The sequence below is a fragment of the Lysinibacillus sp. UBA5990 genome, assembly GCF_002429815.1.
Taxonomy (GTDB): domain Bacteria; phylum Bacillota; class Bacilli; order Bacillales_A; family Planococcaceae; genus Lysinibacillus; species Lysinibacillus fusiformis.
In genome coordinates, this window is sequence record NZ_DJAY01000016.1 from 22252 (window position 1) to 36939 (window position 14688).

Genomic DNA, 14688 nt, shown 5'->3' on the forward strand with positions numbered 1-14688 from the left:
GAAGAAACATGCGCTCAACATTTATGGGTCTAGAAGCAAGTAAACGTGGCCTCTTCGTACAACAGACAGCTTTATACACAACAGGACATAATATTTCCAATGCCAACACATTAGGTTACTCACGCCAACGAGTAAACATGCAGGCAACACCTGGTTTTCCAACTGCTGGATTAAACCAACCAACTTATCCAGGACATCTCGGTACTGGGGTGGAAGCGAGTTCAATTCAACGTATTCGCAGTGAATTTATTGATCGCCAATATCGTCAAGAGACAAATAAGTTAGGTTACTGGGAATCTAGAACAAATGCTATTGCCCAAATGGAAGATGTTATGAATGAACCTTCGGAATTTGGTTTAGATAAAGCTTTCGAACAGTTTTGGAAGGGACTTCAAGATGTTGCGACAAAGCCTGCAGATGGTGCTTCACGTCGAGTAGCCATTAGTCGTGCGGAGCACTTAGCTGAATCTTTTAATTACCTTGATAAACAATTAAAAATGATTCAAGGCAATCTTGGGAATGAACTTAATGTTTCAACAACCCAAATTAATACCATCCTAAAACAGATTGCTGCTGTAAATAAGCAGATTCAAGAGGTTGAACCTAGTGGACATGTACCAAATGATTTATATGATGTTCGTGATACTCTAGTTGATAAATTAAATGAATATATACCAGTATCAATTGAACGTATCCCTTCTGGTGGTTTAGCATCAGAGGTTGCAGAGGGTAGTTTAAAAATTACATTTAAAGGCGCAGATGGTGTTGTCAGAGATCTAGTAAACGGTAAAGATTTCGCTCAATTTACAGCAATGGGTACAAATGGTACAAAGGTGACAGGCGACGATATTACAAATTCTTTCTCTGAATTACAATTAACAGGATTGGAATCTTTAGATGCGCACGAAGCAGGTGCTGTCACTAGTACACAAACAGCCATTAAACAGCAAGACTTTGAAGCATCAAAAGGGAAATTACTTTCACTTATTAATTCGTTTGGTTATCAAAGTACGGGTGGTGATATTAAAGGATACTACCCAGAAACTTTACAAAAATTAGATCAATTAGCCAATGCATTTATTAAAGAATTCAATGCGCAGCATGCAAAAGGTTATACCCTTGAAGAAAAAGATGCGAATGGAAACATCACCAATGCTTCGAAACCGGGCGGCGTTTTCTTTGAAGGAACTGGTGCTGGTGGAATTAAGGTTAATGAAGATATCTCTAAAAATCCTAACCTATTAGCTGCTTCATCTAACCCAACAGAAGAAGGAAATGGTAAAAATGCTTACGAGCTTGCCAATATGCAACATAAATTATATGCAGATATAGATAATGCAAGCTTACAATCATTCTATCAAGCGATTATCGGAAAAGTTGGTGTAGATGGTGAAGAAGCATTGCGTTTAGCAGCCTCGTCAGAATCCCAACTTGAAATGGTGTTCAAAAGCCGTGATTCTGTAAGTGCTGTTTCTTTAGATGAAGAAATGACAAATATGATTACTTTCCAACAAGCATATAATGCAAATGCACGTATGATTACGGTTGTCGATGAAACATTGGATAAAATTATTAACGGTATGGGCCGAGTTGGTTTATAACATTAAAATCAAGTAATCAAGGACCGATGTATTAACTTAAAAGAAGGGAGTTTTTTCAACATGCGTGTAACACAATCAATGTTATCAAGTAACATGCTACGAAATTTAAATAACAGTTATGGTAAAATGTCTAAGCTCCAAGATCAAATCAATTCTGGTTCAAAGATCACTCGTCCATCCGATGACCCAGTAGTTGCAGTAAAGGGTATGGGCTATCGTCGAGATTTAGCTAAAGTAGAACAATATACTCGGAATATGATTACGGCAGGAAGCTGGTTAGATTCGACAGATGAATCTCTTAATCAGGTTGGCGAACAAATGAAGCGAGTTCGCGAACTAGTTATTCAAGCAGCAAACGATACAAATACCCCTGAAGAACGTGAAAAAGTAAAAATGGAAATTGATCAAATTCGCCAACAGATACAGGATGTGGGTAATACGAATATTGGTGGCAGTTACATATTTAGTGGAACAAACACAAATCAGCCACTTTTTATACCAGGCGGAAGTGGTAAAGTAGTCGATCCTGCTATTAACGGAAATGCAGTGAATATTGAAATATATGATGGTATTCAAATCCCAGTAAATACACCAGGTAAGGATTTATTTAAAAATATTGATGATATGATGGGGAAAATTTCAGACTTACTAGGTGATTCAACAAAAACAGGTGAAGAAATTGGTAATATGCTTGGTGGTGTTTCGTCTTCCAGTACCAACGATGATATTACAACAATGCATAATAAAGTCCTAGATGCACAAGCCGATATCGGTGCCCGTCAAAATCGCTTAGAGATGATGGAAAATCGCCTTGGTATACGTGAGGTCAATGTAACGAAGCAGTTGAGGGATAACGAGTCTGTTGATTATTCAAAAGCTATTACTGAAATGGTTACACATGAATCAATTCATCAGGCTGCATTATCGGTGGGCGCTAAAATTATTCAACAAACATTAGTTGACTTTATCAGATGATTTTTAAGCGTTTGGACATTATTATGTTCAGACGCTTTTCTTGAAAGGAGAGGAGTAAATGAGACTCCCGCAAATTCAAATTCGTACAACCGATGCTCAAATGGATCTTGATATTTCCAAACCGAAGCAGTACATTAAACAACCGAGAGCAACGCAACATATTGAACAGCCAGCAGCCATTCTTGAAATACATACGACGCGTGGTGCACTCCGTATTGATTCTTCACAGGCGAGACGGGACTTAGGTTTAATAGGTCCACTTGAATCAAGTGCTAATTATGCACAAAAAGGGAAACAGGAGGCTCTGCAAGGGATGGCACGAAGAGCAAGAGAAGGGCGACAAATGATGGAAAGTGCTGGTAAAGACCAAGGGCGCGCAACTATCCAAAATATCGCGAAACAAAATCACGGCCCCCATCGCGTACAATTTAACATTAATTTTGTGCCATCAATAGGGTCAGTAAAAATTGATTATACACCAGGTACAACTGATATTAATATTCAAAGAAGAGAACCAAAAATTGACGTAAAAGTGAACAAACCAATTCATGAATACACACCTGGAAAAGTAACTGGTACAATGGTGCAAAGACCATCTGTTCAAACTGACGTGATTGTATAAAGGAGAACATTAACTATATGAAAATCGCAACGAAATTTTTAGGAGAAGTAGAAATAACGAATAAGGATATTATAACATTCCCAGAAGGTATTCCAGGGTTTCAAGATGTTACGAAGTTTGTGTTACTCCCTCTTGATCAAGACTTACCACTGGCGCTATTACAAGCGATTGAAACTGCTGAACTTAGTTTTATTGTTGCTTATCCATTTGTATTCAAACCTAATTATGCATTTGACCTTTCAATGGAAGATAGTAATGTACTCGCTGCTGATCAGGAAGAGGATATTGTTACATATGCAATCGTGACATTAAAAGAAAAATTAAGTGACTCTACAATGAATCTACTTGCACCAGTTGTCATTAATATGAAGAAGAAAGTGGGCAAGCAGATTATATTAAGTGACAGTAAGGCTTATCCGTTACGCTTTTCGCTAAGTGCTCTTGAAGGAAGTGTTAAATAATGCTTGTACTTTCAAGGAAAAAGAACGAATCAATAATGATAGGTGACCATGTAGAGGTGAAAATTCTATCGGTTGAAGGCGACCAAGTGAAGCTCGGCATTGTGGCCCCAAAAACAGTAAAGGTTCATCGTGCAGAAGTATTCGAAGCAATTCAACAACAAAACAAGGAAGCGTTAAACGTAGCTTCAAACTTATTAGAACAATTAAAGAGAAAATAAAATCTGAGCCTATAATCTCTTTTGAGTAATAGGCGTTTTTGTTTTTCTTTTAAGACTTGCTTTTCAAGAGCTCTTATAAAAATTGAAAAGTAAGTTTTTATTTTTTCTTGAAAATAAATAAAATTTCGCTAAAAACTATTAAACATTTCTATATAGGTACGATATAGATAGTGTAAGGCAGTGGAAGTACATAATACGTCCAAAGCCAACAGCATTCCACAAGGATGTGGAATGACAAAAAAACATTCAGGGAGGAATTCCAAATGAGAATTCAACATAACATTTCAGCTTTAAACACACACCGTAACTTAGGCTTCAACAACGCACAATCTGCAAAAAACCTTGAGAAATTATCTTCTGGTTACAAAATCAACCGTGCTGGCGATGACGCTGCTGGTTTAGCAATCTCAGAAAAAATGCGTGGACAAATCCGCGGTCTTGACATGGCAACTAAAAATGCTCAAGATTCAGTATCTTTAATCCAAACAGCTGAGGGTGCACTTAACGAAACACACGCAATCCTACAACGTATGCGTGAATTAGCAGTACAATCTTCAAACGATACAAACGTAACTGGTGACCGTAAAGCACTTCAATTAGAAATTGAATCTTTATCAAAAGAAATCACTCGTATTTCTACTGATACTGAGTTCAATACTCAAAAATTATTAAATGGTGATTTTGGTGCTACTATTGAGAATGCGGGATCAGCTACAGATGCTGGTGGTAAAGTATTCCACATTGGAGCAAACTCTGGTCAAAATATTAACTTAAGTATCGGTGATATGGGTGCTACAGCTCTAGGAGTCGATGCAATTGCAGGTAGTGCGGCTGAATTGGCAGCAAATGCTAGTAAAGGTGCTGGTATCAACATCACAACTCAAGAAAGTGCTGATAACTCAATTTCAATTATTGACAAAGCATTAACAAAAGTATCTGAAACACGTGCATCTCTAGGTGCTGTACAAAACCGTCTAGAGCACACTATTAACAATTTAGGTACAACTTCTGAAAACTTAACAGCTGCAGAATCACGTATCCGTGACACTGATATGGCTAAAGAGATGATGAACTTCACGAAGAACAATATCTTAACACAAGCTGCACAATCTATGCTTGCGCAAGCAAACCAACAACCACAAGGCGTTCTTCAATTATTACAATAATTGATAACTTTAACCCTGTTTCTTAAAAAAGAAACAGGGTTTTTTTAATAAAAAAATCTACAAACTGAAATAAAGGTTATTGATTATTTATAATACTAGTCGATATATATATAGAGGTGTACTTATGCAGAATCAATTTATTATTGAAACATTTGAAACAAAATTAGGGAATATGACGTTAAAAGTCAATGATTATTTTTTACATAGTAAATACAATCCTATATTAGAGGCAGATAGATTCGCAGAAAACCACTATGAACCACATCATATACATATCTTATTTGGGTATGGATTAGGCTATATTGTAGATAGTTTAAAAGAGAAATTTAAATATAATGAGCCGTTAATCGTCATTGATCCTTTATTTGATGATTCTCTATTAGAGGTGCAAGCTGAACATAGTGAAAAAGGGCTAGATAAATTTTTGTATAATAGTAAGTATATTAATAAGTTAGACAATATAATAGATAATATTAAATCAGTAGATTTTCAAAATACCTTTAAAATTATCTGTTCACCAAACTATGAAAAATTATTTCCAGAGTTTTATTTACAGATTTTAAAAAAGGTGAAAGATATACAAAAATCAAACATGGTCAATGAAGTTACAATTTTTAGTTATTCCGAAATATGGCAGAAAAACTTCAGTGAAAATCTGATTTCTTTGTTTGAAGATCGGAACCTAGTAAAATTAGAGCAAGCGTATTCATGTCCGGTTATTATTGCCTCGGGCGGTCCGTCTCTTACAAAGCAATTGCCGTTATTAAAAAAAATTCAAGATAATGTCATAATTATTGTAGCCGGATCAACAATTAACTCTGTCCTTCATTATGGAATTGAACCTGACTATGTAGCTTCAATTGACGGAGCTGAAGTAAGTTATGATCAATTCAGGGAATTGGAATTAAATGGATCTAAGTTATTCTATTCAGTTTTTAATCATCCGGGAATTAGAAAGAAGTTTGGGAACAGAGGTTATGCCTTTACGGCTAACTCCGATAAAGCTATTCATCGTTATTTAACTGAAAAGATAGGTCTGAATTTACCTACCATAGTTGGTGGAGGTAGTATTGCACAGTATGCTTATAGTCTCGCACAATATATATCTAGTGGTCCGATTGCTTTAATTGGTCAAGATTTAGCTTATACGAATAATCAAACACATGCTGCGAATAACAAACAAGCTGAACGTATTGAAGAGAGTTGGAAGAAAAGTGACAACATGTTTACAGTAGATGGCTTTGATGGTGAGGCAGTTTGGACAAGCTCAGTGTTTAATTCTATGAGGATAACGTTCGAGCAAATGATTGAGAATTATCCTCCTAAAAATATTGTCTTTAATTGTACAGAGGGGGGAGTTCGATTGAAAGGCTTTGAACAAAAATCATTTAAGGATTTTTGTGAAGAATATGTTCAAGAAGAACTTCCGAAAAAAGTGAAAAGAATTGAAGATCATGCCTATAAAGTTTCTCCAGATGAATGGGAAAAATTGAAGGAATTGTTAGAAGCTGAGCTAGAAGATTATGTTCAAATAATAAAATATTTATCAAAGGGATTAACAGCGTTGGAAAACAATGGATCCAATACGGTTTTTAATAATAAAACGCTAAAAAAGCTGAATAAAGTGGATAAAGAAATTGCTAATCTTTTTTCAAAAGTGCAGATGGATTTTATTGTAACCCCAATTACCTTAGAGGTGTTAAAAGGTTTTTTAGAAAAAGAGAATGAAACAGCTACTGAAAAATATACTAGAGTATTTAATCAAACGAAGACACTCTATAGTAAATTGTTAGAGGCAACAAAAAAATCAAAAATCTATACTGAAAATGTAGTTAAACGAATAGGTAATGAAAAATTAATAAAATGAAGAGTGAGGATTAATAATGACAGAAATCTTAATGGATACGATTCAAAGTTTTAATGAATATTTACCAAGAGTAGCTATTGGAAGCCAAGAAATAGCTGGATATTTAAGAACGGATCAAATAGCTAGCGCATTGAAAATGGTCTTGGAATTTTCTGAAGGCATGTCATGGCTATTAGAGGCTAGTGAACTATTAAAATTAAATGATATAAAAGTTGATATACAAATTGAAAAGATTCGAGAGTTTTTAGAAGAAATTAATTCAGGCCTTGAAATGCAGGATTATGTATTAGTAGCAGATATTTTTGAATATGAGATTACCCCTTTCTTTGAAGAAGCAATAGTAATTGAGGTACAACCAAATTAATGGATTGGATAGTAGAATATGCAAAAGATGGGTCATATACTCTTCAACTTAATGGGATTTACCTTTATAGTAAATATCGCCCAAAACAAGATGTAGAGAAATTTATTGAAAAAGAACTTGAAATACAGTCTAAACAATTTATTTTATTCGGTCTTGGCCTTGGTTATCATGTAGAGGCACTTCTAATTAGTAATCCGACTTCTACTATTTATGTTGTTCTTGCGGATAAGGAAGAACTAAAATTATGTAGAGAGTTTGGTGCTACAAATATTTTAGATGATAAACGTATAAATATTATTACTGACAAAGACTATCTAAAAAATATTATATTGAATGAAACACAGTTTATTATTCCGTTGCAATGGCTAAAGGCAATAGGCACAGCCCATCCATTGTTTACGTTTTTGGAAGATATTAAATTAAGACAAATGTCCTTTCAAAGTGATAGTGAAATTATGCAAAAAAATTTCTTAGCCAATCTAACGAATTCACATTTTTTTATGAGGAAATTTGAAGGAATAGCGAAAAGTGAAGAAGCGGTATTAGTATCAGCTGGGCCATCACTTAATCAAACAATCAAATCTTTAAAAGAAGTTAGCGAGTCCTGCTTTATTTTAGCGGTTGGTTCAGTCTTAAAGACATTGTTAAAAGAAGGTATTACGCCAGATGCAATCATTATTACTGACCCCACGCACTTAGTACAGGAACAAATAGAGCACACTGAATATAATGGTTTACTATTTTATATGGCTACAGCTAATCATGGGATGACGAAAATTCACAAAGGTAAAAAAACAATCTTATTTCAAGAGGGGTATTTTTTATCTGAGGAGTTTTCAGCGTCCAATGCTGTACCTTTAATAGAAACAGGAGGATCAGTTGCAACTACAGGCATATCTCTTTTAGAGTTCATGGGTTTTAAGATAATTTATCTATTTGGTCAAGATCTGGGCTTTAAAAATAATCAAACTCATGCGAATTTATCAACATCTTCCAATACATTTGAATCAAACATAAAGTTTCAAAAAGTCCTTTCTAATAGTGGGAACTATATAAATACATACAGTAGTTTTAATATTTTTCGCCGTTGGTTTGAGCAAAAAGCTGAAAATTCTTCAATGCAAATATTCAATACAGCATGGGACGGTGCTAAAATAGAGGGTATACCTTATCTATGTGTTGATGAGCTGGAAAGGCAATTAAGAAATACTCCAAGTATTAATTACAAGGAGATTTTAGCAGAAATCGCATCAAGTAAATAATTTGAAAAGGTGTTACAGAAATGACTAAAAAAATATTAGTAACGGGCGCTGACGGATTTATTGGCTCCCACCTAACAGAAGAACTTGTAAGACAAGGCCACGATGTGCGTGCATTTGTCTACTATAACTCATTCAACTCATGGGGATGGTTAGACCAATCTACAAAAGAGATTAAAGATTCTTTGGATATTTTCTCTGGAGATATTCGTGACCCATTTGGTGTGAAGGAAGCGATGAAGGGTTGTACACATGTATTGCACTTAGCATCACTTATTGCAATACCTTACTCATACCATTCTCCAGCTACTTATATTGATACGAATGTAAATGGTACTCTTAATATTGTACAAGCTGCACATGAATTAGGCGTGGAAAAAGTTGTGCATACGTCGACAAGTGAGGTATATGGTACAGCTCAATATGTGCCAATCGATGAGAATCACCCGTTGCAAGGGCAGTCCCCTTATTCGGCCTCTAAAATTGGCGCTGACCAAATGGCGTTATCATTTTATCGTTCATTCGAGACACCGGTTGCGGTTATTCGTCCGTTTAATACATATGGTCCACGTCAATCAGCGCGTGCGGTTATTCCGACAATTATTAGCCAATTAGCAAGTGGCCAAACAACAATTAAACTAGGTGCTATTAGTCCAACACGTGATTTCAATTATGTACAAGACACAGTTGGAGGTTTTGTTTCTGTCATGAACTCAGAAAAATCATTAGGTGAAGTCATTAATATTGGTTCTAATTATGAAGTGTCAATTGGTGAAACTGCTGAAATGATTGCAGAGATTATGGGAGTGAACTTAACAATTGAAACCGATGAACAGCGCTTGCGTCCAGAAAAAAGTGAAGTCAATCGTCTATGGGCAGAAAATAAAAAGGCAAAAGAATTGATCGGATGGCAACCTCATTATGGCGGTAAAGATGGTTTTCGTCGAGGGTTAGAAGAAACAATTGAATGGTTCTCTAATTCAAAGAATTTAGCTCAATATAAGGCAGATGTTTATAATATATGAATACACAATGGATAGAGTTTATAGATCAGATTAAAGCACACTATCAAAAGGACTTTGTGCCATTGCACGAACCAACTTTTACTGGTAAAGAGTTGGAGTATGTAACAGATTGTATTCAAACAGGGTGGGTATCTTCTGTAGGTGCTTATGTTACCCGTTTTGAAGAAGATTTAGCACAATTTGCAGGGGTGAAACGTGCTGTTGCCGTTATGAATGGGACTGCCGCATTACATATCGCGATGAAAGTTGCAGGCGTACAAGCAAATGAAGAAGTGTTTATGCCGGCTTTAACATTTGTTGCCACGGCCAATGCAGCTTCATATATTGGTGCTGTTCCCCATTTTGTGGATGTATCTGAAAAAACACTGGGTCTTGATCCGGAAAAATTAGAAGCACATATTATAGACATTGGCGTTGTGCAAAATAATCAACTGATCAATAAAGAGACAGGCCGCGTCATACGTGCAGTTGTTCCGATGCATACTTTTGGGCATGCCGTTGAACTAGAAGAATTACAATTGATTTGCGAAAAGTATCACTTAGTATTAGTGGAGGATGCTGCAGAATCATTAGGGACGTACTATAAAGGGAAGCATACAGGTGGCTTTGGTAAAGTGAGTGCGATTAGCTTTAATGGCAATAAGATTATCACTACAGGTGGTGGTGGTGCCATATTAACCGATGACGAAGAGTTAGCGAGCTATGCTAAGCATATTACAACAACAGCTAAAATACCACATCGTTGGGAATATGAACATGATGAGGTTGCATTTAACTACCGCTTGCCCAATATAAACGCAGCATTAGGATGTGCTCAACTAGAAAAGATGCCAGAATTTATAAAAAGAAAACGTGCATTAACAGCTTTTTATGAAGAACTAGTGGGATCATTAGAAGGTGTTACTCTTTTTAAAGAGCCAGCGAATACATCCAGCAACTATTGGCTGCAAACATTAATTTTAGATGATACATTAGAGCGAGATGAAGTTTTGACATTTTTAAATAATAACGGTGTAATGAGTCGTCCAATTTGGACGCCCATGCACGATTTAAAACCATTTAGAGAATGTCCAAGAGCAAATTTATCTACAATTGAAAGATTAAATAAGAAAATTATTAATATTCCAAGCACACCAATAAAAGAGGGATAACCATTGAAACGAAAAATATGTGTTGTTACAGGGACACGAGCCGAATATGGATTACTTGCGAATTTAATGCATGCTATTAAACAATCAACTGATTTTGAGCTACAACTAGTTGTGACAGGCATGCATTTATCCTCTGAATTTGGCTTAACATATAAACAAATTGAAGAGGATGGTTTTGTCATAGATGCAAAGGTAGAAATGTTATTGTCCTCTGATACAGCAACAGGTGTTGCAAAATCTATCGGATTGGCGACAATTGGATTCTCAGATGCTTTTGAAAAAGTTAAACCAGATTTACTTTTAATCTTAGGGGACCGCTTTGAAATGTTAGCTGCAGCACAAACTGCACTTGTGATGCAAATACCGATTGCTCATATTCATGGAGGAGAATGTACATTTGGCGCTTATGATGATGCTATCCGTCATTCGATTACTAAAATGGCTTCATGGCATTTCACGAGTACAGACACACATCGTAATAGAGTTATTCAGCTTGGTGAAGAACCCTCATCTGTATGGAATGTTGGGGCAATTGGGATTGAAAATATATTAAAGTTGCCATTACTTAAGAAGGAAAAGTTGTATACAGACCTTCAACTAAATATAGATCAGCCAATGTTTTTAATAACATATCATCCAGAAACGAATCTCCAAACAGATGGGATTTATGCATTATTAGAAGCTTTGAATAATTACCCAAGTGTCAATTTAGTTTTTACAAAAGCAAATGCGGATAATGGTGGACGGGAAATTAATAGGGCTATCGAAGAATTTGTTTCGCAACGACAAAATGCAAAAGTGTTTGATTCACTAGGTCAGCTAAGATATTTAAGTACAGTGAAATATGCAGATGTGGTATTGGGGAACTCTTCTAGTGGCTTGATTGAAGTGCCATATTTACACACGCCTACTGTAAATTGTGGTGATAGACAGGCAGGCCGTCAAAAACCTAGCTCGGTATTCGACTGTACTTTAGAGTCATCGACAATAGAAAAAGCAATTGAGAAAGCTTTAATGTACAAAGGACCATATAATCAAATTTTTGGAGATGGACAAGTCTCTGAGAAGATAATGAGGCAACTACAACAAATCTCATCATTCGCTAGACAAAAGGAGTTTTATGATTTATGAGCCAATCAACATATATAATTGCCGAAGCAGGAGTGAATCATAACGGCTCCTTTGAAATGGCGAAAAAATTAGTAAAAGTGGCAAAGGTAGCTGGTGCCGATGCAGTTAAATTCCAAACCTTTCGTGCGAAGAATTTAGTGACAAAAGAAGCAATGCAAGCTGATTATCAAGTAGAAAATTTAGGTGAAGTATCATCTCAATATGAAATGCTTGAAAAGCTAGAACTGTCATTTGACGAATTTACATCATTAAAAAGTTATTGTGATGAATTAGGAATTGAATTTTTATCTACGCCATTCGATCATGATAGCGTGGATTTTTTAGTTGATGAGTTATTAATGGAAACGATTAAAATTCCTTCTGGGGAGTTGACTAATTCTCCATTTATCCATTATATTGCGACAAAGCAAAAGAAAATGATTGTTTCAACTGGCATGGCTACCATGAATGAAATACATGAAGCATTATCTTTTATAGCCTATGGATTAGCAAGACCCTATGATGATGTTTCGATTGATAATGTTCATTCATTTTATAAAACAAGTGAGGCAAAGGAGATTTTGAAAAGATTCGTAACTATTCTTCATTGTACAACGGAATATCCAGCACCTTTTGAAACGATTAATTTAAAAGCTTTGAACTATTTATCTGAAGAACTAGCATTATCTATAGGTTTTTCCGATCATTCACAAGGGATTGCAATACCAATTGCCGCCACTAGTATGGGGGCAACTGTGATAGAGAAACATTTTACATTAGACCGAACATTACCAGGTCCAGACCATGTAGCATCATTAGAACCATTGGAGCTAAAAGCTATGGTAGAGGGTATACGTCAGGTCGAACGTGCTTTAGGGTCTGGTTTAAAAGAACCGACAGTAGCTGAGATGAAAAACCGAGTGGTAGCAAGAAAGAGTATAGTGGCAAAAAAAGATATCCAACCAAGTGAAATCCTTAATATTTCTAATCTTGATATTAAAAGACCTGGTAATGGCATTTCTCCATCGAAATATTGGTCTCTGCTAGGCGGAAAGGCCACTAAATTTTATAAAAAGGATGAACTGATTGATGAATAAGCCGATAATAATATTAGGAAATGGCGGTCATGCTTCAGTTTTAACAGAGATATTATTACTTCAAAATCGAAAAATCCTAGGTTTTACAGCACCAGAAGAACAAACAAATTCATATGATTTAAAGTATCTTGGAACGGATGTAATATTTGAAAATTACAACCCATTGGAAGTGGAACTTGTTTTAGGTTTAGGAACTGTAGGCATTTCAAATGTTCGTCAAAGCCTGTATAAGAAACTGAAAAATCAAGGATATACATTTGTAATATGTGTTCACCCAAGGGCAATAATAGCTAGTACTGCAACTTTAGATGAAGGTACTCAAATAATGGCTGGTGCAGTTGTACAGCCACATGTGCAAATTGGGGAAAATACAATCATAAATACAGGCGCAATTATTGAACATGATTGTATAATAGGTGCTCATGTCCATGTAGCACCAGGCACAACACTGTCAGGGAATATTCAAATTGGTGACTGTACACATATAGGAACTGGTGCGAAAATCATACAAGGAATTACAATCGGATCTCACAGTCTTATAGGGGCTGGTGCGGTGGTAGTAAATAATATTTCATCAAATCAAAAAGTTATTGGAGTACCAGCAAAATCACATAGAATTTAATATAAGGAGCTATAAAATATGAAATTTTGTAATAAATGTACAATGCCAAATACTAGACCGGGAATTTATTTTGATGAAGAAGGTGTTTGTCAGGCGTGTAGAGCTGAAGAACAAAAAAACTATACAGATTGGGCTTCACGTCATCAAGAATTAGAAGAATTATGTGCGAAGTATAGAAGTTCAAATGAAACTGAATACGATTGTATTATTGCCGTAAGTGGAGGGAAAGACAGTCATTTTCAGGTACATTACTTTAAAGAAGTAATGAAAATGAATCCATTATTAGTTTCTGTTGAAGATAATTTCGAAATGACTAAAGCTGGTGAGCACAATGTGAAAAATATTTCTGAGCGATTCGGGTGCCATTTAATCACATTAAAGCCAAATATAAAGGCTCAAAAGGCTATTATGAAAAAAACATTTGAAAAATATGGAAAGCCAACTTGGTATATTGACCGTTTAATTTATACTTATCCTCTACATATAGCTTCAAAATTTAATATTCCCTTAATAATTTATGGGGAGAATATTAGTTATGAATATGGTGGCACAGATAGAATTGAAACGTATTCAGCAAAAAACCAAATTAATAATGGGGTTGCATCAGATATTCCCTACGAAGAATTACTAGATGATAAAATCACAGAAAAAGATTTAATCTTCTGTAACCCACCAAGCAATCAGCAACTAGAGAACTTAGATCCAATCTACTTAAGTTACTTTGTTAGATGGAATAGTTATGCGAACTATATATTTGCTAAAAAAAATGGATTTAAAGATTTGGCACATGAATGGACGAGAGAGCATACTTTTGAAAATTTCGATCAAGTAGATTCAATTCCTTATTTGGTACACCCTTGGTTAAAGTATCCAAAATTTGGGCATGCTTCTGCCACTGACTATTCTTCAAAGTATATTAGGTATGGATTAATTACAAGAGAACAAGGTATAGAACTTGTTAAACAATATGACCATAAAATCGATCAAAAAGCAGTACAATCATTTATAGATTTTCTTGGATACACTCATACAGAATTTTATAATATTATTGAAAAACTGTATAATCCAGATTTATTTGAAAAAGATAGATTTGGGGAGTGGGTATTAAAACATCCAATTTGGGAAAAAGAATAGGATTAAAGGAAGAGGA

General features: G+C 35.3%; 15 protein-coding genes. All 15 read left to right on the forward strand.

The window, feature by feature from the left end; all coding sequences use genetic code 11:
• Positions 1–8: 8 nt before the first annotated feature.
• Positions 9–1601 carry a flagellar hook-associated protein FlgK gene (gene flgK / locus B3D94_RS21930; protein WP_069480066.1) on the forward strand — a complete coding sequence of 531 codons (1593 nt, stop codon included), beginning with the start codon at positions 9–11 and terminating at the stop codon, positions 1599–1601.
• A gap of 60 nt (positions 1602–1661) precedes the next feature.
• A complete protein-coding gene (gene flgL, locus B3D94_RS21935) occupies positions 1662–2576 on the forward strand; it encodes a flagellar hook-associated protein FlgL (protein WP_291760839.1) in 915 nt (304 codons plus the stop codon).
• Between the two features lie 58 nt (positions 2577–2634).
• A complete protein-coding gene (locus B3D94_RS21940; RefSeq protein ID WP_069480068.1) occupies positions 2635–3198 on the forward strand; it encodes a DUF6470 family protein in 564 nt (187 codons plus the stop codon).
• Positions 3199–3215: 17 nt separating this feature from the next.
• Positions 3216–3659, forward strand: coding sequence for a flagellar assembly protein FliW (gene fliW, locus B3D94_RS21945; protein ID WP_069480069.1), 444 nt, complete (start codon positions 3216–3218; stop codon positions 3657–3659).
• Complete coding sequence (csrA, locus tag B3D94_RS21950) at positions 3659–3877, forward strand: carbon storage regulator CsrA (RefSeq protein ID WP_069480070.1); 219 nt, start codon at positions 3659–3661, stop codon at positions 3875–3877. Before fliW ends, csrA begins: the two co-directional genes overlap by 1 nt.
• 263 nt (positions 3878–4140) lie before the next feature.
• Positions 4141–5043 carry a flagellin Hag gene (hag, locus tag B3D94_RS21955; RefSeq protein WP_069480071.1) on the forward strand — a complete coding sequence of 301 codons (903 nt, stop codon included), beginning with the start codon at positions 4141–4143 and terminating at the stop codon, positions 5041–5043.
• 124 nt (positions 5044–5167) lie between these two features.
• Positions 5168–6910 carry a motility associated factor glycosyltransferase family protein gene (locus tag B3D94_RS21960; RefSeq protein WP_069480072.1) on the forward strand — a complete coding sequence of 581 codons (1743 nt, stop codon included), beginning with the start codon at positions 5168–5170 and terminating at the stop codon, positions 6908–6910.
• Between the two features lie 16 nt (positions 6911–6926).
• Positions 6927–7274 carry a hypothetical protein gene (locus tag B3D94_RS21965; protein WP_069480073.1) on the forward strand — a complete coding sequence of 116 codons (348 nt, stop codon included), beginning with the start codon at positions 6927–6929 and terminating at the stop codon, positions 7272–7274.
• The gene (locus B3D94_RS21970; protein ID WP_069480074.1) at positions 7274–8536 is read left to right on the forward strand and encodes a motility associated factor glycosyltransferase family protein; all 1263 of its coding nucleotides are present in this window, start codon (positions 7274–7276) and stop codon (positions 8534–8536) included. The genes B3D94_RS21965 and B3D94_RS21970 overlap by 1 nt, the downstream gene beginning before the upstream one ends.
• A 20-nt stretch (positions 8537–8556) precedes the next feature.
• Positions 8557–9558: an NAD-dependent 4,6-dehydratase LegB gene (locus B3D94_RS21975; protein WP_291760848.1), complete on the forward strand. Its 1002-nt coding sequence runs from the start codon at positions 8557–8559 to the stop codon at positions 9556–9558.
• The gene (locus B3D94_RS21980) at positions 9555–10709 is read left to right on the forward strand and encodes a LegC family aminotransferase (RefSeq protein ID WP_069480076.1); all 1155 of its coding nucleotides are present in this window, start codon (positions 9555–9557) and stop codon (positions 10707–10709) included. Before B3D94_RS21975 ends, B3D94_RS21980 begins: the two co-directional genes overlap by 4 nt.
• 3 nt (positions 10710–10712) lie before the next feature.
• Positions 10713–11840 carry a UDP-N-acetylglucosamine 2-epimerase gene (neuC, locus tag B3D94_RS21985; RefSeq protein ID WP_069480077.1) on the forward strand — a complete coding sequence of 376 codons (1128 nt, stop codon included), beginning with the start codon at positions 10713–10715 and terminating at the stop codon, positions 11838–11840.
• The gene (gene neuB, locus B3D94_RS21990) at positions 11837–12916 is read left to right on the forward strand and encodes an N-acetylneuraminate synthase (RefSeq protein ID WP_291760853.1); all 1080 of its coding nucleotides are present in this window, start codon (positions 11837–11839) and stop codon (positions 12914–12916) included. Before neuC ends, neuB begins: the two co-directional genes overlap by 4 nt.
• On the forward strand, positions 12909–13538 hold the full coding sequence (locus tag B3D94_RS21995; RefSeq protein WP_069480079.1) for an acetyltransferase: 630 nt from the start codon (positions 12909–12911) through the stop codon (positions 13536–13538). The genes neuB and B3D94_RS21995 overlap by 8 nt, the downstream gene beginning before the upstream one ends.
• 18 nt (positions 13539–13556) lie before the next feature.
• Positions 13557–14672, forward strand: a complete 1116-nt coding sequence (locus B3D94_RS22000; RefSeq protein ID WP_069480080.1) for an N-acetyl sugar amidotransferase — start codon at positions 13557–13559, stop codon at positions 14670–14672.
• Positions 14673–14688 lie beyond the last annotated feature (16 nt).

Excerpts from the sequence above, each read along its gene's own strand:
- B3D94_RS21965 (WP_069480073.1), top strand. The coding sequence starts at position 6,927 with ATGACAGAAATCTTAATGGATACGATTCAAAGTTTTAATGAATATTTA.
- flgL (WP_291760839.1), top strand. The coding sequence starts at position 1,662 with ATGCGTGTAACACAATCAATGTTATCAAGTAACATGCTACGAAATTTA.
- B3D94_RS22000 (WP_069480080.1), top strand. The coding sequence starts at position 13,557 with ATGAAATTTTGTAATAAATGTACAATGCCAAATACTAGACCGGGAATT.
- B3D94_RS21975 (WP_291760848.1), top strand. The coding sequence starts at position 8,557 with ATGACTAAAAAAATATTAGTAACGGGCGCTGACGGATTTATTGGCTCC.
- B3D94_RS21980 (WP_069480076.1), top strand. The coding sequence starts at position 9,555 with ATGAATACACAATGGATAGAGTTTATAGATCAGATTAAAGCACACTAT.
- flgK (WP_069480066.1), top strand. The coding sequence starts at position 9 with ATGCGCTCAACATTTATGGGTCTAGAAGCAAGTAAACGTGGCCTCTTC.
- csrA (WP_069480070.1), top strand. The coding sequence starts at position 3,659 with ATGCTTGTACTTTCAAGGAAAAAGAACGAATCAATAATGATAGGTGAC.
- B3D94_RS21995 (WP_069480079.1), top strand. The coding sequence starts at position 12,909 with ATGAATAAGCCGATAATAATATTAGGAAATGGCGGTCATGCTTCAGTT.
- neuB (WP_291760853.1), top strand. The coding sequence starts at position 11,837 with ATGAGCCAATCAACATATATAATTGCCGAAGCAGGAGTGAATCATAAC.
- B3D94_RS21970 (WP_069480074.1), top strand. The coding sequence starts at position 7,274 with ATGGATTGGATAGTAGAATATGCAAAAGATGGGTCATATACTCTTCAA.
- hag (WP_069480071.1), top strand. The coding sequence starts at position 4,141 with ATGAGAATTCAACATAACATTTCAGCTTTAAACACACACCGTAACTTA.
- B3D94_RS21960 (WP_069480072.1), top strand. The coding sequence starts at position 5,168 with ATGCAGAATCAATTTATTATTGAAACATTTGAAACAAAATTAGGGAAT.
- fliW (WP_069480069.1), top strand. The coding sequence starts at position 3,216 with ATGAAAATCGCAACGAAATTTTTAGGAGAAGTAGAAATAACGAATAAG.
- B3D94_RS21940 (WP_069480068.1), top strand. The coding sequence starts at position 2,635 with ATGAGACTCCCGCAAATTCAAATTCGTACAACCGATGCTCAAATGGAT.